23 protein-coding genes are annotated in these 22,257 nt (G+C 69.0%); 16 read left to right on the forward strand and 7 right to left on the reverse strand.

Annotated features, from left to right (window positions below; genetic code table 11):
• Nucleotides 1-182: 182 nt before the first annotated feature.
• On the forward strand, nt 183-1,169 hold the full coding sequence (gene lipA, locus L593_RS09390; RefSeq protein ID WP_020446725.1) for a lipoyl synthase: 987 nt from the start codon (nt 183-185) through the stop codon (nt 1,167-1,169).
• Between the two features lie 39 nt (nt 1,170-1,208).
• On the opposite strand, the gene L593_RS09395 is transcribed toward lipA, so the two are convergent.
• On the reverse strand, nt 1,209-1,877 hold the full coding sequence (locus L593_RS09395) for a hypothetical protein (protein ID WP_020446726.1): 669 nt from the start codon (nt 1,875-1,877) through the stop codon (nt 1,209-1,211).
• 530 nt (nt 1,878-2,407) lie between these two features.
• On the opposite strand from L593_RS09395, the gene pdhA reads away from it, so the two are divergent.
• From pdhA to L593_RS09435, 8 genes are all read left to right on the forward strand, one after another.
• Nucleotides 2,408-3,550 (forward strand): pyruvate dehydrogenase (acetyl-transferring) E1 component subunit alpha, encoded by a 1,143-nt coding sequence (pdhA, locus tag L593_RS09400; RefSeq protein ID WP_020446727.1) that lies wholly within the window; start codon nt 2,408-2,410, stop codon nt 3,548-3,550.
• A gap of 2 nt (nt 3,551-3,552) precedes the next feature.
• Nucleotides 3,553-4,635 (forward strand): alpha-ketoacid dehydrogenase subunit beta, encoded by a 1,083-nt coding sequence (locus L593_RS09405; protein ID WP_020446728.1) that lies wholly within the window; start codon nt 3,553-3,555, stop codon nt 4,633-4,635.
• Between the two features lie 3 nt (nt 4,636-4,638).
• Nucleotides 4,639-6,366 carry a 2-oxo acid dehydrogenase subunit E2 gene (locus L593_RS09410; RefSeq protein ID WP_020446729.1) on the forward strand — a complete coding sequence of 576 codons (1,728 nt, stop codon included), beginning with the start codon at nt 4,639-4,641 and terminating at the stop codon, nt 6,364-6,366.
• 111 nt (nt 6,367-6,477) lie between these two features.
• Nucleotides 6,478-7,089 (forward strand): superoxide dismutase, encoded by a 612-nt coding sequence (sod, locus tag L593_RS09415; RefSeq protein WP_020446730.1) that lies wholly within the window; start codon nt 6,478-6,480, stop codon nt 7,087-7,089.
• 365 nt (nt 7,090-7,454) lie between these two features.
• Entirely contained in the window at nt 7,455-8,018 is a 564-nt protein-coding gene (locus L593_RS09420) for an NUDIX hydrolase (RefSeq protein WP_020446731.1), read from the forward strand.
• Nucleotides 8,019-8,086: 68 nt separating this feature from the next.
• A complete protein-coding gene (locus L593_RS09425; RefSeq protein ID WP_020446732.1) occupies nt 8,087-8,785 on the forward strand; it encodes a trans-aconitate 2-methyltransferase in 699 nt (232 codons plus the stop codon).
• Between the two features lie 263 nt (nt 8,786-9,048).
• On the forward strand, nt 9,049-10,539 hold the full coding sequence (gene lpdA, locus L593_RS09430; RefSeq protein ID WP_020446733.1) for a dihydrolipoyl dehydrogenase: 1,491 nt from the start codon (nt 9,049-9,051) through the stop codon (nt 10,537-10,539).
• Nucleotides 10,540-10,731: 192 nt separating this feature from the next.
• On the forward strand, nt 10,732-11,940 hold the full coding sequence (locus L593_RS09435; protein ID WP_020446734.1) for a tRNA sulfurtransferase: 1,209 nt from the start codon (nt 10,732-10,734) through the stop codon (nt 11,938-11,940).
• Between the two features lie 3 nt (nt 11,941-11,943).
• Here the strand turns inward: L593_RS09435 and L593_RS09440 are convergent, their stop codons facing one another.
• Complete coding sequence (locus L593_RS09440; protein ID WP_020446735.1) at nt 11,944-12,315, reverse strand: lycopene cyclase domain-containing protein; 372 nt, start codon at nt 12,313-12,315, stop codon at nt 11,944-11,946.
• A gap of 46 nt (nt 12,316-12,361) precedes the next feature.
• Complete coding sequence (locus tag L593_RS09445) at nt 12,362-13,090, reverse strand: SDR family oxidoreductase (protein WP_020446736.1); 729 nt, start codon at nt 13,088-13,090, stop codon at nt 12,362-12,364.
• Nucleotides 13,091-13,186: 96 nt separating this feature from the next.
• Here L593_RS09445 and L593_RS09450 point away from each other — a divergent pair, with 96 nt between their 5' ends.
• The 6 genes from L593_RS09450 to L593_RS09475 all read left to right on the forward strand — a co-directional run bounded on the left by L593_RS09450 (nt 13,187) and on the right by L593_RS09475 (nt 17,459).
• Nucleotides 13,187-14,116, forward strand: coding sequence for a hypothetical protein (locus L593_RS09450; RefSeq protein ID WP_020446737.1), 930 nt, complete (start codon nt 13,187-13,189; stop codon nt 14,114-14,116).
• Between the two features lie 78 nt (nt 14,117-14,194).
• Nucleotides 14,195-14,803: a tRNA (cytidine(56)-2'-O)-methyltransferase gene (locus L593_RS09455; protein ID WP_020446738.1), complete on the forward strand. Its 609-nt coding sequence runs from the start codon at nt 14,195-14,197 to the stop codon at nt 14,801-14,803.
• 96 nt (nt 14,804-14,899) lie between these two features.
• Nucleotides 14,900-15,244 (forward strand): VOC family protein, encoded by a 345-nt coding sequence (locus L593_RS09460; RefSeq protein ID WP_020446739.1) that lies wholly within the window; start codon nt 14,900-14,902, stop codon nt 15,242-15,244.
• Nucleotides 15,245-15,364: 120 nt separating this feature from the next.
• Nucleotides 15,365-15,892: a transcription factor TFIIE subunit alpha gene (locus L593_RS09465; RefSeq protein ID WP_020446740.1), complete on the forward strand. Its 528-nt coding sequence runs from the start codon at nt 15,365-15,367 to the stop codon at nt 15,890-15,892.
• On the forward strand, nt 15,892-16,641 hold the full coding sequence (locus L593_RS09470; RefSeq protein WP_020446741.1) for a DUF2110 family protein: 750 nt from the start codon (nt 15,892-15,894) through the stop codon (nt 16,639-16,641). Before L593_RS09465 ends, L593_RS09470 begins: the two co-directional genes overlap by 1 nt.
• A gap of 2 nt (nt 16,642-16,643) precedes the next feature.
• Nucleotides 16,644-17,459, forward strand: a complete 816-nt coding sequence (locus L593_RS09475; RefSeq protein WP_020446742.1) for a DUF5803 family protein — start codon at nt 16,644-16,646, stop codon at nt 17,457-17,459.
• 41 nt (nt 17,460-17,500) lie between these two features.
• Here L593_RS09475 and L593_RS09480 read toward each other — a convergent pair whose 3' ends face one another.
• Entirely contained in the window at nt 17,501-18,190 is a 690-nt protein-coding gene (locus L593_RS09480) for an SdpI family protein (RefSeq protein ID WP_020446743.1), read from the reverse strand.
• Nucleotides 18,191-18,349: 159 nt separating this feature from the next.
• On the opposite strand from L593_RS09480, the gene L593_RS09485 reads away from it, so the two are divergent.
• Nucleotides 18,350-19,042, forward strand: a complete 693-nt coding sequence (locus L593_RS09485) for a molybdopterin-binding protein (RefSeq protein ID WP_049894029.1) — start codon at nt 18,350-18,352, stop codon at nt 19,040-19,042.
• Between the two features lie 105 nt (nt 19,043-19,147).
• Here L593_RS09485 and L593_RS09490 read toward each other — a convergent pair whose 3' ends face one another.
• The 3 genes from L593_RS09490 to L593_RS09500 all read right to left on the reverse strand — a co-directional run bounded on the left by L593_RS09490 (nt 19,148) and on the right by L593_RS09500 (nt 22,236).
• Nucleotides 19,148-19,795, reverse strand: a complete 648-nt coding sequence (locus L593_RS09490; protein ID WP_236608613.1) for a dolichyl-phosphate hexose transferase — start codon at nt 19,793-19,795, stop codon at nt 19,148-19,150.
• A gap of 225 nt (nt 19,796-20,020) precedes the next feature.
• Nucleotides 20,021-21,670 carry a GMC family oxidoreductase gene (locus L593_RS09495; protein WP_020446746.1) on the reverse strand — a complete coding sequence of 550 codons (1,650 nt, stop codon included), beginning with the start codon at nt 21,668-21,670 and terminating at the stop codon, nt 20,021-20,023.
• Nucleotides 21,667-22,236, reverse strand: a complete 570-nt coding sequence (locus L593_RS09500) for a gluconate 2-dehydrogenase subunit 3 family protein (protein WP_020446747.1) — start codon at nt 22,234-22,236, stop codon at nt 21,667-21,669. The genes L593_RS09495 and L593_RS09500 overlap by 4 nt, the downstream gene beginning before the upstream one ends.
• Nucleotides 22,237-22,257: the final 21 nt, after the last annotated feature.

Here is a 22,257-nt window from a genome sequence, read left to right on the forward strand (position 1 = left end):
CAGGTCGTCCGCTATCGCGGTCCCCAGGTCCCCGCTATCGCGGTCTCGAGGCCGCCCGCTTTTGCGGTCCTCCGGTCGTCCGCTATCGTGGTCCTGCGGTCCTCGCCGTCGAAACTGCACGATCGACGGGAAGCAGGCCGCCAACCACATCGGTTTTCACGGTGGCACCCGGAGACGGCGATATGTCCCGCTCGCGGAAGCCGGAGTGGCTCCGGTCGCGAATCCCGACCGGTGAGGAGTTCACCCGGGTGAAGGCGACGCTTCGCGAGCACGACCTCACGACCGTCTGCGAGGAGGCCAACTGCCCGAACCTCGGCGAGTGCTGGTCAGGCGCGGAGGGTGGCGGGCCCGCTGCCGCCAGCGGCAACGCCGCAGCCCCTGGTGTCGAGGGGAACCGCGGCGGCACGGCGACGTTCATGCTGCTGGGCGACCAGTGTACGCGCAACTGCGGCTTCTGCGACGTCGACACCGGCGGCGGCCAGCCGCTCGATCCGGACGAGCCGGAGAACGTCGCGAGCGCCGTTGCCGAGATCGGCCTCGAGTACGTCGTACTCACCTCCGTCGATCGCGACGATCTGGAGGGACAGGGCGCCGCCCACTTCGCCGAGACGATCCGGGAACTGAAGCGTCGGGATCCGGGCGTCCTCGTCGAGGTCCTGATTCCCGACTTCCAGGGCGACCCCGACCTCGTCGGCGAGATCGTCGACGCCGGTCCCGACGTGATCGCGCACAACGTCGAGACGGTCGAGCGCCTTCAGGAGCGGGTTCGCGATCCCCGCGCCGGCTACGAGCAGTCCTTGTCCGTCCTCGAGCAGGTCGCGAGCGAGTCGGGCGCGCACGCGAAGACCTCGATCATGCTCGGCCACGGCGAGCACGATCACGAGGTGTACCAGGCGCTGTCGGACTGCCGCGAGGCCGGCGTCGACGTGATCACGCTCGGCCAGTATCTCCGCCCCTCCCGCGACCACCTCCCAGTCCGCGAGTACGTCCACCCGCACGTGTTCGATACCTGGCGGGACGTGGCGGAGCAGGAACTGGGCTTCCTCTACTGTGCCTCCGGGCCGATGGTTCGCTCGTCGTATCGCGCCGGGGAGCTGTTCGTCGAGGCGCTCCAGCGGGAGGATGCGACGCTGGCTGAGGCGCGACGTGCTGCGAGAAACCGGTCGTAGGAGGGCCTGCGCCGGCAGGCCCCGTCGCTCACGATTCGCTCACCCCTTCTGCCCGATCGCTTCGAGGATGTCGTCGCCGAACTCATGGTTGACGACGCCGCCGAGCGCACCCAGTACCAGCGGCGCGGCGAGGCCGGTGAACAGCAGCGCACTGACGAGCGCGGGTTCGACGGTGACGCTCGCCGAGATGCCGCTCGAGGAACTGCTCTGTGACCAGGACAGCAGGAACGTCGATAGCACCGCGAGCGGTGCGTACCCTGCGACGACGTGGGCGCCGTTGATCGCGGCGTCCTTCGGGTCGTCGGCGTCCCAGCGCTCTGCGAGGACGAACCCGGCGGCGCCGAGCAGGACGATCGGCAGGAGCTGGACCAGGAGCGGCACGTCCATGACGAACGAGCCGTTGACGCTGACGTTGCTCCCTATCGAGGAGAACCCGCTGAAGTTCACGTCGATCGAGGCGAAGTGGGCCTTGTGATAGACCCAGCCAGCCACCTTCCAGGTCTCCGGTTTCGAGGTGCCCGAACCACCGAGGCTACCCCAGGTCATCGTTTGACTCTGGGTCTGTCCCATCGCGCTCGCAGTGATCTTGAAGACGTCGTCCCCGCTGGATGGGGTCACGAACAGGACCGATCCGATCAGTCCGACGACGAAAGCGATTGCCCCCACGATCGCTCCGTCCTTCGCCTGCGCTTCGTCGATGTCTACCATGTACGTGTCGAGTAGTATCGATGTCCGGAACAAGTGATTTGGCTACGCGTACGGGGATTGCCGCGTTTCGACGCCCTGGCAGGGTTTCGCCGCAGCGGGCGCGGCCGCTGATGCGGCGTGCCACCGCCGCGAGGTCGGCGTCGAAACGGCGTATCGCGCTCCATGATCGCTATCGAAACAGTCTGGGCGCAGGTGTGGCCCTCGAAGCGGACTGTCGCCCCGTCTGGTCGCTGTCCAAGCAGCGTCGCCGCAGGGCGGCCGTTGAACCAGTCCGTCGGCGCCGCGGGAGCGGCCGCCGGAGCGACGAGGTGGGTCGATTCGACGATTGGATATCGGACCGCCGATCTGCGTCCCATAACCGACTGTTCGTTCACTCCTTTCTGCGTTTTCTTCCCGTCGTCCACATTGATCGGGGCTGTGGGCCGCTCTCGTCCACGAATTTCGCCGTCTGTGTGTATCGTAAACAATGATGACGAAAGCACTATTAGCCGAGCGGCCGAGGATTCGCGTATGCTTCGGAGGGATTCGTTTTGAGCATTTTACAGCCGACGCCGGAGGACCGGAGACGCGTAATCGACGAGTCCGGGGAGGTGGTCGAGGGCGCGGAGCTTCCCGACCTCACCGACGACGAACTCGTCGAGATGTACGAACACCTGCGCCTCGCCAGACACTTCGACGAGCGATCGGTGAGCCTGCAGCGACAGGGGCGGATGGGGACGTATCCGCCGCTGTCGGGCCAGGAGGGTGCCCAGGTCGGCAGCGCGTTCGCCCTCGACGACGAGGACTGGATCTTCCCGAGCTATCGGGAGCACGGGACCCTCGAGATCAGGGACGTTCCACTCGAGCGCATCCTGCTGTACTGGATGGGCAGCGAGCGCGGGTCGAAGATGCCCGAGGGCTCGAACGTGTTCACCCCGGCCGTCCCGATCGCGACGCAGATTCCACACGCGACGGGCGCCGCCTGGGCGTCGAAGCTGCAGGACGAGGAGGATCGGGCGTTCCTCTGTTACTTCGGCGACGGCGCGACGAGCGAGGGCGACTTCCACGAGGGGCTGAACTTCGCTGGCGTGTTCGACACCCCGAACGTGTTCTTCTGTAACAACAACCAGTGGGCGATCTCCGTCCCGCGGGAGCGCCAGACCGCGAGCGCGACGCTCGCCCAGAAGGCCACTGCCTACGGCTTCGAGGGCGTCCAGGTCGACGGCATGGACCCGCTCGCGGTCTACCAGGAGACTCGCCGCGCGGTGAAGAAGGCGAAGGACCCCGACTCCGTCGAGCCACGTGGCGACGCCGAATCGATCGGCGACGCTCGCCGCCCGACCTTGATCGAGGCGGTGCAGTACCGGTACGGCGCCCACACCACCGCGGACGACCCCTCGGTGTACCGCGACGAGGAGGAGGTCGAGAAGTGGCGCGAACTGGACCCGATTCCGCGGATGGAGTCGTTCCTCAGAGAGCACGGGCTGCTCGACGACGAGCGCGACGACGCGATCCAGTCCCGGATCGAGGAGCGCGTCGCGGACGCCATCGAGACCGCCGAGTCCGTCGAGCGACCCGATCCCGAGGAGATGTTCGCCGACGTGTACGCCGACATGCCGAAGCGACTCCAGGAACAGCTCGATTACCTCGAACGACTGCGCGCAGAGCACGGCGACGAGACGCTGCTCGAGTGACCATGGCAACTGATCAATCACCCATCGAGACCGAAGCGACCGGCACGGCGGCAACCGACGGCGTCGACCGATCCGACTGGACGGTATCCCCCGACCCCGAGTCCGTCGAGACCGAGGACCTGACCCTGGTCCAGGGCGTACAGGCCGGACTCGCGACCGAGATGCAGCGCGACGACAGCGTCCTCGTCATGGGCGAGGACGTCGGCGAGAACGGCGGCGTCTTCCGCGCCACGCAGGGCCTCTACGACGAGTTCGGCGAGGATCGCGTGATCGACACGCCGCTCGCGGAGTCCGGCATCGTCGGCACCGCGGTCGGCATGGCCGCCTACGGCCTGCGGCCCGTCGCGGAGATGCAGTTCATGGGGTTCATCTACCCCGCCTACGACCAGATCGTCTCCCACGCTGCCCGCCTCCGGACGCGCTCCCGCGGCCGGTTCACCGCGCCGCTCGTGATCCGGGCGCCGTACGGCGGCGGCATCCGTGCGCCGGAGCACCACTCCGAGTCGACGGAGGCGATGTTCGCCCACCAGCCCGGGCTGAAGGTCGTGATGCCCTCGACGCCCTACGACACGAAGGGACTCCTCGCGAGCGCGATCCGCGACCCTGATCCAGTGCTCTTCCTGGAGCCGAAGTTGATCTACCGGGCATTCCGCGAACCCGTCCCGACCCAGGAGTACACCGTTCCGATCGGCGAGGCGGCGGTCCGCCGGGAGGGGTCGGACGTCTCGGTGTTCACCTGGGGCGCGATGGCCCGGCGCACGCTGGAGGCGGCGGCGGACCTCGAAGGCGAGATCGACGTCGAGGTCGTCGACCTGCGGACCATCTCGCCGCTCGACGAGGAGACGATCGTCGAGTCCTTCAAGAAGACCGGCCGCGCCGCGGTCGTCCACGAGGCGCCGAAGACCGGCGGCATGGCCGGCGAGATCGCCGCGACGATCCAGGAGGAGGCCCTGCTGTACCAGGAGGCGCCGATCGAGCGCATCACCGGGTTCGACACGCCGTTCCCGCTGTACGCGCTCGAGGACTACTACCTGCCCGAGGCCGCGCGGATCGCCGACGGTATCCGGGAGGCCTTCGAGTTCTAACCCATGCCGCGCGAGTTCAAACTCCCCGACGTCGGCGAGGGCGTCCACGAGGGCGAGCTGGTCGAGTGGCTCGTCGAGCCCGGCGACACCGTCGCCGAGGACCAGCCCGTCGCGAAGGTCGAGACCGACAAGGCGCTCGTCGACGTGCCGTCCTCCGTCAACGGCACGGTCCGCGAGCTACGCTGGGAAGAGGGCGACGTCGTCCCCGTCGGCGACGTGCTCCTCGTGTTCAACGTCGAGGGCGAGGACGACGAGGCGATCGCCGCGGGTGAGACCGAAGGCGGCGAGACGGAAGGCGGCGAGGCGTCCGGGTCCGCCGCCGAGTCGGCAGGGGGCGGAGCTGCCGCTGACGCCGGCGAATCCGGTGGCGAACCGGCCCAGCCCGAGGCGGAGAGCCCGCCACCCGCTGGCTCGCCCGAAGCTGCCGAAGCAGCGAGCGCTAGCGACAGCGGCCGCGTCTTCGCCGCGCCGAGTGCCCGCCGCATCGCTCGCGAACTCGGCGTGAACATCCACGCCGTCGAGGGCTCCGGACCCGGCGGCCGCGTTACCGAGCAGGACGTTCGTGCCGCTGCCGAGGCGGCCGAGGAGCCGGCCGCCGCCGAGGGCGACGCCGGCACCGCCGAGACGCCCGAGGTCTCCCTGGAGTCCGAGGAGGGAGCGGCGGGCGGCATCGAGGCAGCCGTCGATGCCGGAATGGAAGGCGACGCTGGCACGACCGGTCAGACCGGTCCTGCAGCGACCCAGCAGACGGCGGAGCCGGAAGCCGCGGCCGACCGCGACCGCACGCTCGCAGCACCCGCCACCCGCAGGCTCGCCGAGGAGCAGGGCGTCGACCTCGACGCCGTGCCCGCGACCGAGGAGCGCGACGGCGAGCCGTTCGTCACGCCGGAGGCGGTCGTCGAGTACGCCGAGGCCCAGCAACAGGCCCAGGCCGCCGACGCGGAGGCGGTGGAAGCCGGCGGCCCCTCCGGTGCGACGGAGGCGGCTGGTACCGCCCAGCCCCCGGCCAGCCAGGAACGATCCGAGCGCCGCGAGCCCTACCGCGGCGTCCGGCGCACCATCGGCGAGGCGATGGCGGAGTCGAAGTACACGGCCCCGCACGTCACCCACCACGACGAGGTGGACGTCACCGAACTGGTCGACGTCAAGCAGCGCCTCGCCGAGCGCGCCGAGGAGCGCGGCATCAAGCTGACCTACATGCCGTTCGTGCTGAAGGCGGTCACCGCGGCGCTCAAGGAGTACCCGGTGATGAACGCCGCCCTCGACGAGGACGCCGGCGAAATCGTCTACAAGGAGTACTACGACCTCGGCATCGCGACCGCGACGGACGTCGGGCTGATGGTCCCGGTGCTCCAGGGGGTCGACCGCAAGGGCCTCCTCCAGCTCGCCTCCGAGATGGACGAACTCGTCGAGAAGGCCCGCGAGCGGACGATCGCGCCGGAGGAGCTCCGGGGCTCGACGTTCTCGGTCACGAACGTCGGCGCCATCGGCGGCGAGTACGCCACCCCGATCCTCAACTACCCCGAGGTCGGGATTCTCGCACTCGGGCAGATCCGGCGGAAGCCCCGGGTCGTCGAGGACGAGGACGGGAACGAGTCGATCGAGCCCCGGTCGATCCTCCCGCTCTCGCTGTCGATCGACCACCGCATCGTCGACGGCGCGATCGCGGCGCAGTTCACGAACGAGGTCATGCAGTACCTCGAGAACCCCGAGTTGCTCCTGCTGGAGTGAGTTCGGGTTCGTCGCGGCAGGCGCAGATCCGGCTGGCGAACGTGTCGATTTCTTTCCAAAAATCCGTTTCAGCGAGCCGTTATGGGGTAGCCGCGCGTGCAATCCGATGCAATGTCCGAACGCTCGAACCCCGAGTTGCCACCGCTTCCCTACGACTACGACGCACTGGAACCGTCGATCAGCGAGCAGGTCCTGCACTGGCACCACGACACCCACCACCAGGGCTACGTGAACGGCCTCGACGCCGCCGAGGAGACGCTCGCCGACGCCCGCGAGTCCGGCGACTACTCGGCGACGGCCGGCGCGCTCGGCGACGTCACGCACAACGGCTCCGGGCACTACCTCCACACGCTGTTCTGGGAGAACATGGACCCCAACGGCGGCGGCGAACCCGACGGCGACCTCCGCGAGCGAATCGAGGCGGACTTCGGCTCCTACGAGGGCTGGAAGGGCGAGTTCGAGGCCGCAGCCTCCGCCGCCGGCGGCTGGGCGCTGCTGGTCTACGACCCGGTTGCCAAGCAACTGCGCACCGTCGCGGTCGACAAGCACGACCAGGGCGCGCTCTGGGGCGCCCACCCGATTCTCGCGCTCGACGTCTGGGAGCACTCCTACTACTACGATTACGGCCCCGACCGCGGGAGCTTCGTCGACGCCTTCTTCGAGGTCGTCGACTGGAACGCGGTCGCCGACGAGTACGCGACCGTCGTCGAGCACTTCGAGTAAGGCCACAGTCGACGCGGGCGCTCCCCTGCAGGTGCGGCCGGGAGTTCCGCGCCGATCCCACGCGCTGCCGGGGCGCGCCCGAGCGAACGACCGGTGCAAATCGGCGATTTCTCGGCATCGATCTACGGGATCGGCCCTTTCGCGCTGACGCGACGCCCGCTATCCGCCGCCATCGGGGGAAACGTTTTTGTCCCCGGCGAACGAATTTGTAAGTGTAGCGTAAATTCTCGATTCTCCACAAGTCTTTTCCGTAGCGACTCGCTCGCTTCGAATGCCGCAGTAGCACAGTCAGCACCCCGTTCGCCGGCGTTCGCAGGCGGAGTACCGACGAGCGGCTGCGCCGATCGACCGATGACATACGATACGTGACACGAGCTACAGACCGGGACGCTTCGTCCCACGACGGCCTCCAGATCGACTCGCTCACCGACCCCGCGACGCTCACCGAGCGCGACGACGTGCCCGTCTCGCAGGACGAGATGGAGCACGAGAGCGCGGACCACTGCTCGACCGACATCGCCGGCCGGGTCGCGGTCGGCGTGACGAACGACGACGGTCAGACCCTCTTGCTCTGCAACGAGGAGCACGGCGTCGCGCTCCTGCCCCACGGTAGCGTCCAGCCGGGCGAGGACTGGCTGGTCGCCGCTCGCCGCGAAATCGAGGCCCAGACCGGCGTCGAAATCGCGCTCGACGGGATCGAACTGCTTCGCGACATCGACCACGTGATCGCGGGCGAGGACGGGGTCCACACCAGCACGTATGGGCTGATCTTCACCGCCACACCGGCCGGCGGGGACATTCAGGACTGCAAGCAGTCGGCCGACGCCGGCAGCGATCGGTGGTACGCTGGCTGGTTCGACGGCGTTCCCGAGCATCTCGACGTACCGCCGGGCGGTCCCGGCGACGACCTCGAACTGATCCTCGGCTAGCGGCGGCCGGGCCGCTGACGATCCCCGACGGCATCGCCACCGACCGAACTGCGGTTCACCCAACGCTCATGCCATTCGACCAGACCATCGACTGGAACGATTACTGGACCGACGCGGACGACGCCGACCGCCAGGACGCGAGTCCCAGCGCGCAGTACGTCCTCGACCCGCTCCGCGAACTGCTCGCCGACCGCGGCGGCGTCGACTCCCTCGCCGACGTCGGCTGTGGAACCGGCACCGTCGCCTTCGCCGTCGCCGAGGCGTACCCCGACGCGACCGTCACCGGCTACGACGCCGCGGACCCGGTCGTCGAAGAGAACCGGCGGCGCGCGGACGAGCGTGACGGTCCGACGCCCGACTTCGAGCAGGCGACGCTCCCCTCCTTCGACCCGGATCGACGCTTCGACGTCGTCTGTTCGTTCTACACGCTCTGTTACGTTCCGCGGATCGAGCAGGCACTCGAAGCGCTCTACGACGCCGTCGCGCCCGGCGGCACGCTCGTCCTGACCTACCACAACTCGCTCGCGCAGTCGCACTTCCAGGGGATCGCCGAGGACCCCCACGCGCACCTCGACGAGTCCGCGCCCTGGGATCCCGAGCGCTTCGAGGATCGCTTCGCCGCGGTGCTCGAGGACGAGGCCATCCTCTCCCACGAGCGGATCCACGACGTGCTCGGGACGTGGCCACAGAGCGTCTGGTCGGTCACGGAGACGGCCGAGCGCTATCCCGCCTGGCGGCACAATCCGCTGGTGTACGTCCCGAAGTGAGCGATCTGCTACTATGACCGGCCTGCCGAGGTCACGGTGACCGGCCTGCCACCGGCCACGGTGAGCGATCTGCCGAAGCCACTGTACCCGACCCCCGAGGTCACTGTGACCGGCTTGCCAGTTGCCCGCTGAGCGATCGACCGAGGCCCACCGCGACCGACCTGCCGAAGTGACCACTCCGCGGGCGTACTGCGGCACACCCTCACAACTATCACGGAAATTCCTGCGACTTTATACGGCCGGCGGCCCTCGCTCCGGGTAACATGGTGGTCGGCGACGTCTCGACTGGCACCGAGGTACTGGTCATCGGCGGCGGGCCCGCCGGGTACACCGCTGCGATCCGCGCCGGACAGCTCGACCTCGACGTGACGCTCGTCGAGCAGAGCGACTACGGCGGCACCTGCCTGAACGACGGCTGCATCCCATCGAAGGCGCTCATCACGGCGACGGACCTCGCGGATCGCGCCGGCGACGCCGAGCACATGGGGATCCACGCCGACCCCGCGGTCGACCTCGGCGCGATGATGGAGTGGAAAGACGGCGTCGTCGACCAGCTTACCGGTGGCGTCGAGAAGCTCTGCAAGGCCAACGGCGTGAACCTGATCGAGGGCACCGCGAAATTCGCCGGCGAGGGCCGCGCTCGCGTCGCTCACGGCGGCGAGGGCCAGGGTTCCGAGACCATCGAGTTCGAGCACGCCATCGTCGCGACGGGCTCCCGCCCGATGAGCCTCCCCGGCTTCGACTTCGACGACGACCCGATTCTCGACGCTAGCCAGGCGCTCGCGCTGGAGTCGGTGCCCGAATCGATGCTCGTCGTCGGCGCGGGCTACATCGGCATGGAACTCGCGGGCGTCTACGCCAAACTCGGGACGGACGTGACGATCATCGAACTCCTCGACTCGGCACTCCCCGCCTACGAGGACGACCTCGCCCGCCCCGTAAAGCGACGCCTCGAGTCCCACGGCGTCGACTTCCACTTCGGGCTCGGTGCGGAGGACTGGACCGAGAACGGCGACGGCACAGTGACCGTCACCGCCGCGGCGATGGACGGCGGCGGTGCGGAGGTGGCTGCCGACGGTGGCGAAGCGGCCGAGGCGACCGAAGCGGACGCTGCCACCTCCGAGCAGTTCGTCGCGGAGAACGTCCTCGTCGCCGTCGGCCGCGAACCCGTCACCGACACGCTCGACCTCGAATCGGTCGGTCTCGAACCCAACGAGCAGGGCGTCCTCGAGACCGACCACCGGGCACAGACCGACGTCGAGGGCATCTACGCCGTCGGCGACGTCGCCGGCGAACCGATGCTGGCGCACAAGGGGTCCGCCGAAGGCAAGGTCGCCGCGGAAGTCATCGCCGGCGAGCCGGCGGCCCTGGACCACCAGGCGATCCCTGCGGCCGTCTTCACCGAGCCCGAAATCGCGACCGTCGGGCTCACCGAGGACGAGGCGTTCGAGGAGGGCTTCGACCCCGTCGTCGGGGAGTTCCCGTTCCGCGCGTCGGGCCGGTCGCTGACCGCCGACGAGTCCGACGGGTTCGTTCGCGTCGTCGCGGACGCCGAGACGGAGTTCCTGCTCGGCGCCCAGATCGTCGGTCCCGACGCCTCCGAACTGATCGCCGAGGTCGCGCTCGGCATCGAACTCGGCGCACGCCTCGAAGACGTCGCCTCGACGATCCACACGCACCCGACGCTGGCCGAGGCCGTGATGGAGGCCTGTGAGAACGCTCGCGGGGAAGCGATCCACACGCTGAACCGCTAGATGAATTCGGTTCGGCGGGTCCTTTGCGCCGGTTACCGCATGGAAAACGGGTAGGAAGCTCTCCCGCTCGGACGACAGCGTGTGAGGTGCGTCGAGCGATCGGGGCTGTCGGACGACGCCCCACTCGACGACCATCCACTTCCCCGTTCCATGGCGGTGGAGCTAAACGCCCGACGCCACTACGCCGCTCCAATGCATCCCCCGGGCGCGTCGACGGTCCTCCTCCGCTACGGCGACTTGACGACGAAGAGCCACGCGGTCGGGGGTCGGATGCGCGACCGACTGGGCGGGCACCTCGAGGCGCTGCTCGACGCTCGCGACCTCGACGCGACGATCGACGTCGGGCACGCCCGGACGATCCTCGATACCGAGCCAGCGGAGGTCGAGGCGGTCGCCCGAACGGCCGCGGACGTCTTCGGCGCGGTCTCCGCGAGCCCCGCGCTCGCGGTCGAACCGACGAAACTGGCCATCGAATCGGCGCTCCGCGAGGCCGCCGCGGCCCACTACGACGGCGGCACCTTCGCGGTCGAGGCCCGGCGGGCGCACGACGGTCATCCCTTCACGAGCGAGGACGTCGGGCGCTTCGGCGGCGACGCGGTCGGCGAGGGCGCACCAGAGGGCGTCGAGCCCCGGGTGGACCTCGACGACCCCGACCTGACCTTCGAGGTCGAGGTCCGGGAGTCCGTCGCCTACGTCTCCCTCGACCGGATCGAGGGGCCGGGCGGCCTTCCGTACGGCACGCAGGCGCCGCTCGTCGCGCTGATCAGCGGCGGGATCGATTCACCGGTCGCCGCCTACGAGGTCATGCGCCGGGGCAGTCCGATCGTCCCGGTGTACCTCGACCTCGGTGACTACGGTGGCGCGGATCACGAGGCGCGGGCGGTCGAGACGGTCCGAAAGCTCGCATGGCACGCGCCGCAGGACGACTGGGAACTCTACCGTGTGCCCGCGGGGGAGTCCGTCGCCGCGATCGCCGACGCGCTGGATCGCGGCCGGATGCTCGCGTTCCGGCGCTACACGGTCGCCGTCGCCGAAGCCATCGCCCGCGAGCACGACGCCGCCGGGATCGTCACCGGCGAGGCGATCGGGCAGAAGTCCTCCCAGACCGTCCGCAACCTCGCGATCACCGACGCCGCGACCGAGCTACCGGTCCACCGACCGCTGTTGTCCTGGGACAAGGATCGGATTTCGAACCAGGCCCGCGCCCTCGACACGTTCGCCGAGTCGACGATCCCCGCCGGGTGCAACCGCTTCGCGCCCGACAACGCCGAGACCGGTGGCTCGCTGGGGCGCATCCGCGAAACGGAGCCGACCGACCTGTTCGAGCGGGCGAAGACCGACGCCGCGGACGCCGATGCGATCAGAATCGATCCCGCGGCGCCGGCGGACTGGGATCGATAGCGATCACTCGTCGTCGGTTACGGCGCCGTCGCCTGTCCCGCCGCCGGAGTCCACTGGCCCACCGTCGCCGTGCAGCGTCTCGTGGACGCCGATCACGAGCGCCGGCACGACGAGCATGAAGATGTGCTCCTCGATCGGGATCCACAGGAACTCGATCCCGGTGCGGGCCTCGATGGAGAAGACGCCGACGTGGAGCGTGTACCAGTCCCACAGATAGGCGATCGGGTAGAGCGCGAGCACTGTCAGGCCGGCCCGCCGGAACGCGTCGGCGCGATAGAGCAGGGCGATCGCGGCGGCCCCGAAGACGACCTCCGTGGCGAGGTAGGTGTAGTCGCCGAGGACGGTGATGTCGGGGAGCGGGCCGGCGTGGGGCACGGTGGAGTGGTTCGGCTGGGAGCGGCAAAAGCACTCGTTCGCCGATCTACTTGATCGTATCCGCGAACTTGTCCCGACGGTAGAGGTCGATCTCCGAGACGCCGGAGCGCTCCCGCGTCGCCGCGAACCGGATGGCCTCCGCAATCTCGATCGGCTCGGTCACCTCGCCGGGTTCGAAGGTCTCCGCGAAGGAGTCGCCGTCGTCGCCGCCGAACTCCGTGCGGACCTCCGAGGGGTTGACCACCGACACGGCCACGCCCTCGTCGCCGACCTGCGCGCCGACGCTGTGGGCGAACCCGCGGACCCACCACTTCGTGGCGGCGTAGACCGGGTTGAACGGCCGCGGGTACTGGCCGGCGAAGCTCCCGACGAAGACGAGGTGCCCCTCGCTCTCGGTCAAGTGGGGCAGCGCGGCCCGCGTCGCAAAGAAGACGCCGTCCTCGTTCGTCTCGGTCATCGTCCGGTAGTCGTCCGTGTCGAGTTCCGTGACGAGGTGGCCGCGCGCGAGGCCGGCGTTGTTGACCAGGACGTCCAGGCCGCCGAAGCGTTCGACGGTGGCCTCGACGAGCGCCTCCACGGCCGTCTCCTCGCGGACGTCGGTCGGAACGGCGACGGCGTCGACGCCGTACTCCGATTCGAGGTCGGCGGCGATGGATTCGAGGCGGTCCGCCCGCCGTGCGGCTAGCGCGATGTCGATCCCTTCGTCGGCCAGTTCGTGCGCAGTGGCTTCGCCGATGCCCGACGACGCGCCGGTGACGATCGCTGTGCGTGGCATGGCTGGACGGTCGTTCGGCAGTTGCTTTGTCGTTTGGGTGGTTGCGACCGGGACGAGCCCCCAAACGCAAAGTGCGTCGGATTGGTCTGACCGGTCATGCAGCGACGGCGGTTCCTGGCGGGAACGGGGGCGACGGGCCTGGCCGCTCTCGTGGGCTGTAGCGGCATCTTGGGTGACGGTAGCGCGGCCGGCTCCGATGCCGAACCGTTCGCAAGGTGGGCACCGGCCCGTGACCCGAACCCCGATCGCACGTACAACTACGAGATCGGTGCGCTGCAACCCAGCGCGGTGCTCGCCGCAAGCGACGAGATCACGCCAGCCGACCTCTCGCCGGGCGTCCCCCACGAGTCCGTCGCCTGGGACGCCCTCGCGGCGAGCGACGTCGAGCGCGTGATCGACCTCTCGGCCGGCGGCGCCGCCTCGCCACGCACGGTCGCGATCTTCGATGGCGACGTCGATCCCGCGACGATCGTCTCGGCGCTCGACGAGCGGCCGAACTACGATCGTGAGCACCTGGGCGACTACCGAGGCTACGAGATCCACGGCACGGGCGCCGGGTTCTTCTTCCACGCCGTGCGCGACGGCCGGGTACTCGAGGTCGACCGGTACGCCTACTCCGAGGCCGATCGGGAACTGGTCGAATCGGTGATCGACCTCGGCGAGGGCGACGGCGATCGGCTCCTCGACAGCCACGACGGGTTCGCCACCGCAGCTACCCGTCTCGACGCGACGCACTGGACATCGGTGCGACTCGAGGATCCCGATCGGGAGACGGACGTCGAGCAGGGACGCTTCCGCGGCGTCGTCGCCACTGGCGCGTCTGCGACCGTCGCCGATGGGGGCTCGACCGTGAGGGCGTTGCTGGCGTTTCGGGACGTGGATGCCCGTCGATCGGCACCGATCGAGCCGTACGTCGATCAGATTCGTGCCGAGGACACCGTCGAATCCGTGGACTTCGCGAGCGAGGGCCGGATCCTCGACGTAACGTTGCGCCTCGACTACCCCGCGCCGTTCGTCTCGGGGTGATCGATCGGCCGCACGGGCGGCCAACGGTGGCGAGTGCGCTTCGAAACATCCTACCACCCTCCCCTCGTCGCTCCGGGCATGCACGGCGAGCCCGAGGTCACCATCCTTCGACTCGGTCACCGCCCCGGTCGCGACGACCGGATGACGACTCACGTTGCGCTGACGGCACGCGCCCTCGGCGCAGATCGCGTCCTGCTCCCCGCGAACGCGACGGACGCCTACGACACCGCCACGGACGTCACCGGTCGGTTCGGCGGCCCGTTTGCCGTCGAGTCCACGGAGCGCACCATCTCGATCCTCGAGGAGTGGGAGGGCTCGATCGCCCATCTGACGATGTACGGCGAGCCGGTCCAGACCGTCGAGGAGGAAGTGCGGACGGCCCATCGCGAGGAGCCGCTACTCGTCGTCGTGGGCGCGGAGAAGGTTCCATGGGACGTCTACGAGCACGCCGACTGGAACCTCGGCGTGACGAACCAGCCCCACTCCGAGGTCGCGGCGCTGGCTGTCTTTCTCGACCGTCTGTTCGAGGGGCAGGAACTCGACCGAGAGTGGGACGACGCCGAGCGAGCGGTCGTACCGAAAGCGGAAGGGAAGCTCGTCGAGGAGCTGCATGCCGAGGACGCGTCGACCGGGAGCGACGGTGCCGATAGCGATGGCTGCGATGGGGCCAGTGGCGACGAGGGCTGATCGGAGTCTACTCGCCGCCAGGCCGACGACCCGTCGGGCCGGGTAGCGATTGAACGGTCGTACCGATTTATTTCAGCGGCGAGCGCCTGCGGAGCCATGCAGCTCAACGAACTCACGCGGTTCACAGACGACGTGGAGGCAGTGTCGGCGTTCTACGAGTCGCTGCCCGGCGCGACGGAGGTCGCGGCCGGCGAGGGGATCTCGATCGTGTCCGTCGGCGACCTGACTGTGCTCGTCCACGAGGAGTACGAGGCGGAGGGCGACGACCTCCCGCCGGACGATCACGTCTCCTTCGAGGTCGAGAATCTCGACGCCACCGTCGCCGACCTCCGGAACGCCGGCCTCGAGATCGCCCGCGGCCCCGAAACGTACGACTGGGGACGGTCGGCGTACCTCCGCGATCCCGACGGGCGCCAGATCGAGATCGCCGAGGCGGAGTGAGTCCGGTGGCCGCGATGCACCCTTGGCGATCGTCGAGGGCCGGCCACAGCGACGGCCGCCGGGTTCGCCACCGCGCCCGCTCCGGTGGGTTTAAACGACTCACGCCCCCAGAATCGGGCAATGGCTTTTGAGGATCTCCTCGAGGACCCGGTGATCCAGAAGTACCTCCACGAGCTGGTCGGTCCGAAGGGCATGCCCGTCGCCGCGGCACCGCCCGACGGCGAGGTGACCGACGAGGAACTCGCCGAGGAGCTGGACATGGAGCTCAACGACGTCCGGCGGGCGCTGTTCATTCTCTACGAGAACGACCTCGCGACGTATCGACGGCTCCGCGACGAGGACTCTGGGTGGCTGACCTACCTCTGGACGTTCCAGTACGACAACATCCCGGAGAACCTCGAAGAGGAGCTCTACCGACTCCACGACGCGCTCGAGGAGCGGGAGGAGTACGAGCGCAACCACGAGTTCTACCTCTGTGAGGTCTGCTCGATCCGCTTCGAGTTCGGCGAGGCGATGGAGTTCGGCTTCGAGTGCCCCGAGTGTGGCTCGCCCCTGGAGACGATGGACAACGACCTGCTGATCCAGGCGATGTACGAGCGGATCGGCTCGCTGCGCGAGGAGCTTCACATCGAGGGCTCCGACGCATAATGGCGGAAGCGGTGGTCCTCGCCCGGAAGATCTACGTCGCGGGTGACGCCCGGGAGCGCACGCTCCGGAGTCTGCGCGGACAGATCGGCAACCACCTCTCGGACCTCGACGCGAGTTTCGAGATCGAACTGCGCGAGGACGGCTTTCCGATCGTCACACTCGAGGGCGAGGACGCGGTCGTCGCGCGGAACCTCCTCGCCGAGACGTTCGACGAGATTCCCACGTCTGCGGATGGAGCCAGCGGCGACGGGGAGCAGGAAGCGACGGGGCCGTTCGACCCCGAGGAGACCTACACCGGGACACTCGAGTCGTGGGACGAGAACGGGTTCGTCCTCGACGCCGGCGTTCCGGTCCGCGTTCCGCCCTCGGAGATCGAGCTCGGTCCGGGGAACCCCGAACAGATCGTCGAGCGCTTCGGCCTCGTCCAGCACCTGCCGATGCAGTTCCAGGTCACGGGCGAGCGCTGGGAGGGCGACGCGGACGGACCGTTCGTCGCGGCACTCGCCGACGCCGAGCGAGACCGCCTCTACGAGTGGCAGCGCGGCCCCGGCCGGGTCACCGTCAACTCCGCGACGCGCTCGGAAGTCCGCGCGACGGTGAATCGAGCTGGCCACGCCCAGGACATCGTCACCGTCGAGCGGCTCGGGCTGCTCGAGCAATCGATCGTCTGCACCGAGGACACCGACCCGCCGGGGCTGATCGCGTCGATCGGCGAGTACCTGCCCGCGGAGCTTCGCGCCGTCGTCTAAGGATGTCACCGAGTACCTCGACCCGTCGCCGACTGCTGCTCCTTTTCGGCCTCGTCGGGTTGCTCGCGCTCTCGGGCTGCATCGGCCAGTTCGGTACCGGTCTCTCGGAGGGCGAACTCTCCCGGAACGCAACCTACGAGTGGGACACGTCGGCGACGGCCGACGAGTGGCCCGACGACGTCACCGTCCAGATCGAGATCAACCAGGCCGGCTTCCTCGGCGACGACACGTATCACGGGATCTACACCGGCAACCGGACGCAGGTCACGTTCTCCGAACGGGGATTCACGCGCCCGCACTCCCTGGACATCCGGGCGGTCAAGTACCAGTACCCCAACGGAACCGTCGTCGGCCACGAGGCGATCGACGTCGACCAGAATGCCCGCCGGACCCGCGTCCGGCTCCCGGAGGGCCCGGGCCGTTTCGCGTGGATCGGCGACCGCCGCAACAAGGAACTGCGCCTCCCCGCGATCGCAGACGGCAACTACACGGTCACGCTGCCCAGGCATCACAGCGTCGGCGATTTCCTCCTCTCGGACGTCTCCCCCCGGAGCTACAACACACGCACGGTCGACGGGCACACCCAGATCGTCTGGACCGGCGTGGACAACAGCCAGACGCTGCTCGTGCGTTTCTACCGCGATCGGGACTTCTACCTCTTCTACGGCCTGATCGGTCTGCTCACCGTCGTCGGCGCAGGGATCTTCCTCCACTACCGGCGGGAGATCCAGGAGATCCAGGAGTGGCGAGCCGCCCAGGGGCTCGACCTCGATCGGGACGATGACGACGGCGAGCGGCCGCCGCCCGGGATGGGCTGACCGGCCCCGTCACAGGCTGTCGGCGGGTCGGTTCCGGGGCGTCACGCCGGCGCGTCCTCCGGCCCGCCGAGCGAGCGATAGAGGTAGTAGGAGTAGCCGACGGGAACGAACGAGGCGACGAGGACGATCCCGAGCACCGCAGTCGTCATCGCGCCTTCGGCGTCGAGCAGCCAGCCCAGAACTCCAGCCACGGCCAGCGCGACGCCGGCGAGCGCGAACAGCCAACCCGCGAGAGCGTGCGTTCGCCGCCAGACCTCCTCGCTGGAGAGCGTCCAGGGCGTCCGTACGCCGACGAACCAGTTGGGTTCGGCGTGGCGCATGAGCAGGCCGACGTAGGCGAGAAAGCCGCCGGTCGCGACGAGTACGACCGGCGAGAGCGGCACGTCGAAGCCGAGGTTGGCAGCCAGCACGACGCCGTGGACGCCGATCAGGAACGCCACGAGCAGGAGGACGAAGCCGTCGTAGTAGCCCCGGAAGTCGGCGACGTTCTCGCCGAGCGGGTCGATCCGCGGAAGCTGGTCGAAGACGCCCAGCAGGATCGCCGCCACCGCGGGGAGCAGGAGGGCGCCGACGGCGCGGGGCGCGGTCCCGTCGGCCTCGCCGCTCGCGTTCCAGTGGACGTCCATCGTCGCGGGCAGCTCCGGCCAGGCCAGCACGCCGGCGAGGACGCCGAGGAGGACCAGCCCGCCGCCGACGTAGCGGGTCGTCCGGGTCGAGACTGTCGCTCGCATAGACGAGCCATGGTGGCCGGCGCCCAAAAATGTCCCAGCGCAGTCTCACGCTCTGCAACGAGCGTCCCAGGCGTCGAGACCGCCGGTCGATCCGCTCGGTTCGTCGGGGTACCGATGGCGTCCCGCGAGCCTTTTGCCCCCGCCAGCGCAAGAGGGGCCATGGACGTAGCCGTGGTCACCGTCGGCGACGAACTGCTCGCCGGCGACACCGCGAACACGAACGCTACCTGGCTCTGCACGGAGCTGACCGACCGCGGCGTCTCCGTCCGGCGCGTGATCACGCTCCCCGATGTCGTCGGCGAGATCGCCCGGGTCGTCAACGAGTATCGCGCCGAGTACGACGCCGTCGTCATCACGGGCGGGCTCGGCCCGACCCACGACGACCTGACGATGGAGGCGGTCGCCGCCGCGTTTGGACAGGAGGTCGAGCACAGCCAGGCCGCCGAGGACTGGCTCGTGGAACACGGCGGCTACTCCGCGGACGATCTCGACCCCGGCACGACCGGGATCCCGGCCGGCGCCGAACCGCTGCACAACGAGGTCGGCGTCGCTCCCGGCTGCGTCATCGGCGACGTGTACGTGCTCCCCGGCGTGCCCGCTGAGATGAAAGCGATGTTCGCCGACGTTGCGGACAACTTCTCGGGCCCGGAGCGCTTCGTCGTGCAGGTCCCCGTCGACGAGCCCGAATCGCATCTGGTCGAACGCTTCGCAGAGCTCCGAGAGACCTTCGACGTCGACGTCGGGAGCTACCCCGGCGAGCACGTCCGGGTGAAGCTCTCCGGGACGGATCGCGAGCAGGTCGCGGCTGCGGAGGCCTGGCTCCGCGAGCGGGTCGACCTTCTCGAGGAGTGAGTTCGCCGTGGTGCGGCGTGGTCGATTTCTAGGTCGATTGCTCGGCCGCTTTCATGCGGACTGCGATTTCGATTGTCGTTTCACCCGCAGACCGACGATAGCCAGTTATCGAAGCCGCTCCTGGACGCAGACCTTCAGAATCGACTTCAGAATGGCGGCACCGCCCTGGATCGGATCGAGCTTGGTCTCGCCGGCGCGCTCTCGATACGGGATCGGTCGCTCGCGAACGTCGTAGCCGCGCATCAGCGGTCGAATCAGGAGCTCTGCGGAGAGCCCGGTGTTCTCGGTCCACTCGATCGCGTCGATGACCTCCTTTCGGTAGGCCCGCATGCCGGTCGTGGTGTCGTGGACGCGGCGGAGCATGAGCACGCTCGCGACGGCCGCAAACACCTGATTGCCGAAACGATTGAACCCGGGCATCGCGTCGGCACCCGGGGAGATGCGATCCCCGCTCACGACGTCGGCGCCGTCGTTGATCTCCTCGAGGAAGACGGGGAGTTCCTCCATCGGGTAGGTGTCGTCGCAGTCGGTCGTGACGACGATCGGCCGATCGGGCGCCTGAATCGCAGCCGACACGGCAACGCCGTAGCCCTGGGGCTCCTGCCCGATGACGGTCGCGCCGTGCTCCCGGGCGATCTCGGGCGTGCGATCCGAGGAGCCGTCGACGCAGACGACTTCGGCCTTGCCGTCGGTCACTTCCTCGACGTCCTGGAGCACCGTCGCGATGGCCTCTTCCTCGTTGTAGGTGCCCATCACGACCGCGAGGTCGTCGAAGGTGTACTCGCCGTCGGTCGCGGCGTCAGTCGCGTCGTTTGCGGCCTCGGCGCTCTCTCCATCGCGGGCGCCGTTTCCGTCCGGTTGCGCTACCTCGCTCATCACCGTCCCCTCGCGACCGCCCACGGTTAAGTTTTTAGGTTTACCTAAAACAGTGGGGAGCGATCCCACTGCAGCGGCTGCACCCCGTTGCAGCGCCCAGATTCACAGCGCCGCGTCGACGTGGTCGGCGGCTTTCAACGCGAGCGCGCCGATCGTCAGGGTCGGGTTCATCGCACCGGCGGTGGGGAACACCGAACTCGACGCGATCCAGCAGTTCTCGAGGTCGTGGGTCCTGAGCGAGGAATTCACCACGCTCGCCGACGGGTCCGACCCCATCCGGGTCGTCCCCATGTGGTGGTTCGTCGGCACCGTGCCCTCGACGCCCTGGGTCCAGCGCTCCGAAGCGCCGAGTTCGTCGAGAATCTCGTGCTGGACCTCGTTGGCTCGCTCGATCGTCCGCTTCGCCCGGTCGTCGATCGACCAGTGGATCTCCGGGACCGGGTTACCGTGGTCGTCGGTCCGATCCGGATGCAACGCGACGCGGTTCTCCGCCTGCGGCAGCGTCTCGACCAGCGCGCCGACGGTGACGTGGTTGCCGTACTCGGCGCGGATCCGCTCGAGGAGGTCGTCGCCCCAGTCCTCCCCGGTCAGCGCGATGCCGACCGGCGACGGCCCCGCGAAGTTGAAGAACTCGAGTTTGAACGGCGCGATCCGCTCGTCGGCCTCGTCGTAGAACTGGTGGGACTCGCTCGTGAGGAAGCCGACGTGGTTCTGGCGGGTCGGCTCCTCGAGCACGCCGCCGGCGCCCGCGAACACGTGATCCATGAAGTAGCGTCCCACCGCACCGCTGGAGTTCGCGAGACCGTCGGGGTAGTGCTCCGAGTCCGAGAGCAAGAGCAATCGCGGCGTCTCGACGCCGCCGGCAGCCACGACGAAGGTTTCGGCCTCCTGGCGGTGTTCGGTTCCGTCCGGCGTCGCGAACACCGCCGCCTCGATCCGATCCGTCGTGTGCTCCAGGCGCTGGACCGGCGCGCGATCGATCACGGTCGCGCCCTTCGCGGCTGCCGTTTCGGCGTGGACGCTCCCGTCGTACTTCGCGCCAGAGGGACAGACCGGTCGGCAGGAGCCGTAGCCCTGACACGCGCTCCGGCCGTCGTAGCCCTCGGAGTTCCGGGCGTTCGGCACCGAGTGCATCGAAATCTCCAGCGCCTCACAGGCCTCCGCGAACAGCGAGTCGCTGTAGCTCGGTGGAAACGCCGGCATCGGGAACGGCTCCTCCCGAGGCGGCGCGAAGGGGTTGTCGTCCGCCCCCGCGACGCCAATCCCGGTCTCTGCCTCCGCGTAGTACGGTCGTAAATCGCTGTACTCGATTGGCCAGTTCGCGCCGACGCCGCGCTCGCTCGCAGAGGCGAAATCCGCCTCGTGCAGGCGCATCACCATCCCCTGCCAGTGGAGCGTCGACCCGCCGATCCCCTTGACTCGCGTTCGATTCAGCGGGTAGTGACGATCGCCTACCGATTCGTAGGCGTCGCGGTCGCCGCCGACGTCCCAGACGTCCGGTCGCGAGAACGCGGGGCGAATCGCTTTCTCCATCCGCTCGACGCGTTCCGTCTCGTCGAAGCGGGGACCGGCGTCGAGGACGACGACCTCGTGGTCCCGTCCCGCGAGTCGATCCGCTACCAGCGTTCCCGCGGGCCCCGCGCCGACGACGCAGACGTCCGCATTCGCGACGGGCGAGCGATCGGGGTCGGCGCTCCGGCCGGCCGTTCGGTCGCTGGCGTCGCGTCCGTCGGCCTGAGCGCTCCCGGTCATTCGTTCGGCCCCCGCTGGTAGCTCGCGATTCCTCCGGGGTGCCCGATCGGATTCTCGATCCCTGCGAGTTCGCCGCCCGTCGGCGACGTGTAGAGTCCGAGCAGGAGGTCGTTCACGACGTAGTAGCGGATCCGCTCGGCCGTCGTGCCGTCGGGGACCTCGTCGGCCACGTCGGCACCGACCTCGCGGAGCAACGCGTCGCGGTCTGCGGGGTCGAGGTCCGCGACCGGCGCGTCGTACCACGATCGAGCCAGGTCGTCGAGGTCGGCGACGGCGCGGCGGATGCCCTCGCCGTGGCCCTCGCGCTCCAGTCGCCCCGCGAGGAATCGCTCGACGAAGGTCTGGATTCCCGTGACGTCGCTGGGATAGACGACCTCCGCGACGGCGACCATCGCGTCCCGAACCTGGTCGTCTGTGGCGAGGCCGTCGCCCACGGTATCGCCACTGCTCGCGTCGTCCGCGGCATCGCCCCCGGAGCGCTGCCACTCCCGCGCGCCCAGTGCGACCGCCCCGCCCGAGCCGAGCGCCGCCAGCGCCGCGACGGCGTCCCGTCTGGTCAGCTGCACGGGCGGATTAGGCAAACCTAA

The sequence above is a fragment of the Salinarchaeum sp. Harcht-Bsk1 genome (assembly GCF_000403645.1).
Taxonomy (GTDB): domain Archaea; phylum Halobacteriota; class Halobacteria; order Halobacteriales; family Salinarchaeaceae; genus Salinarchaeum.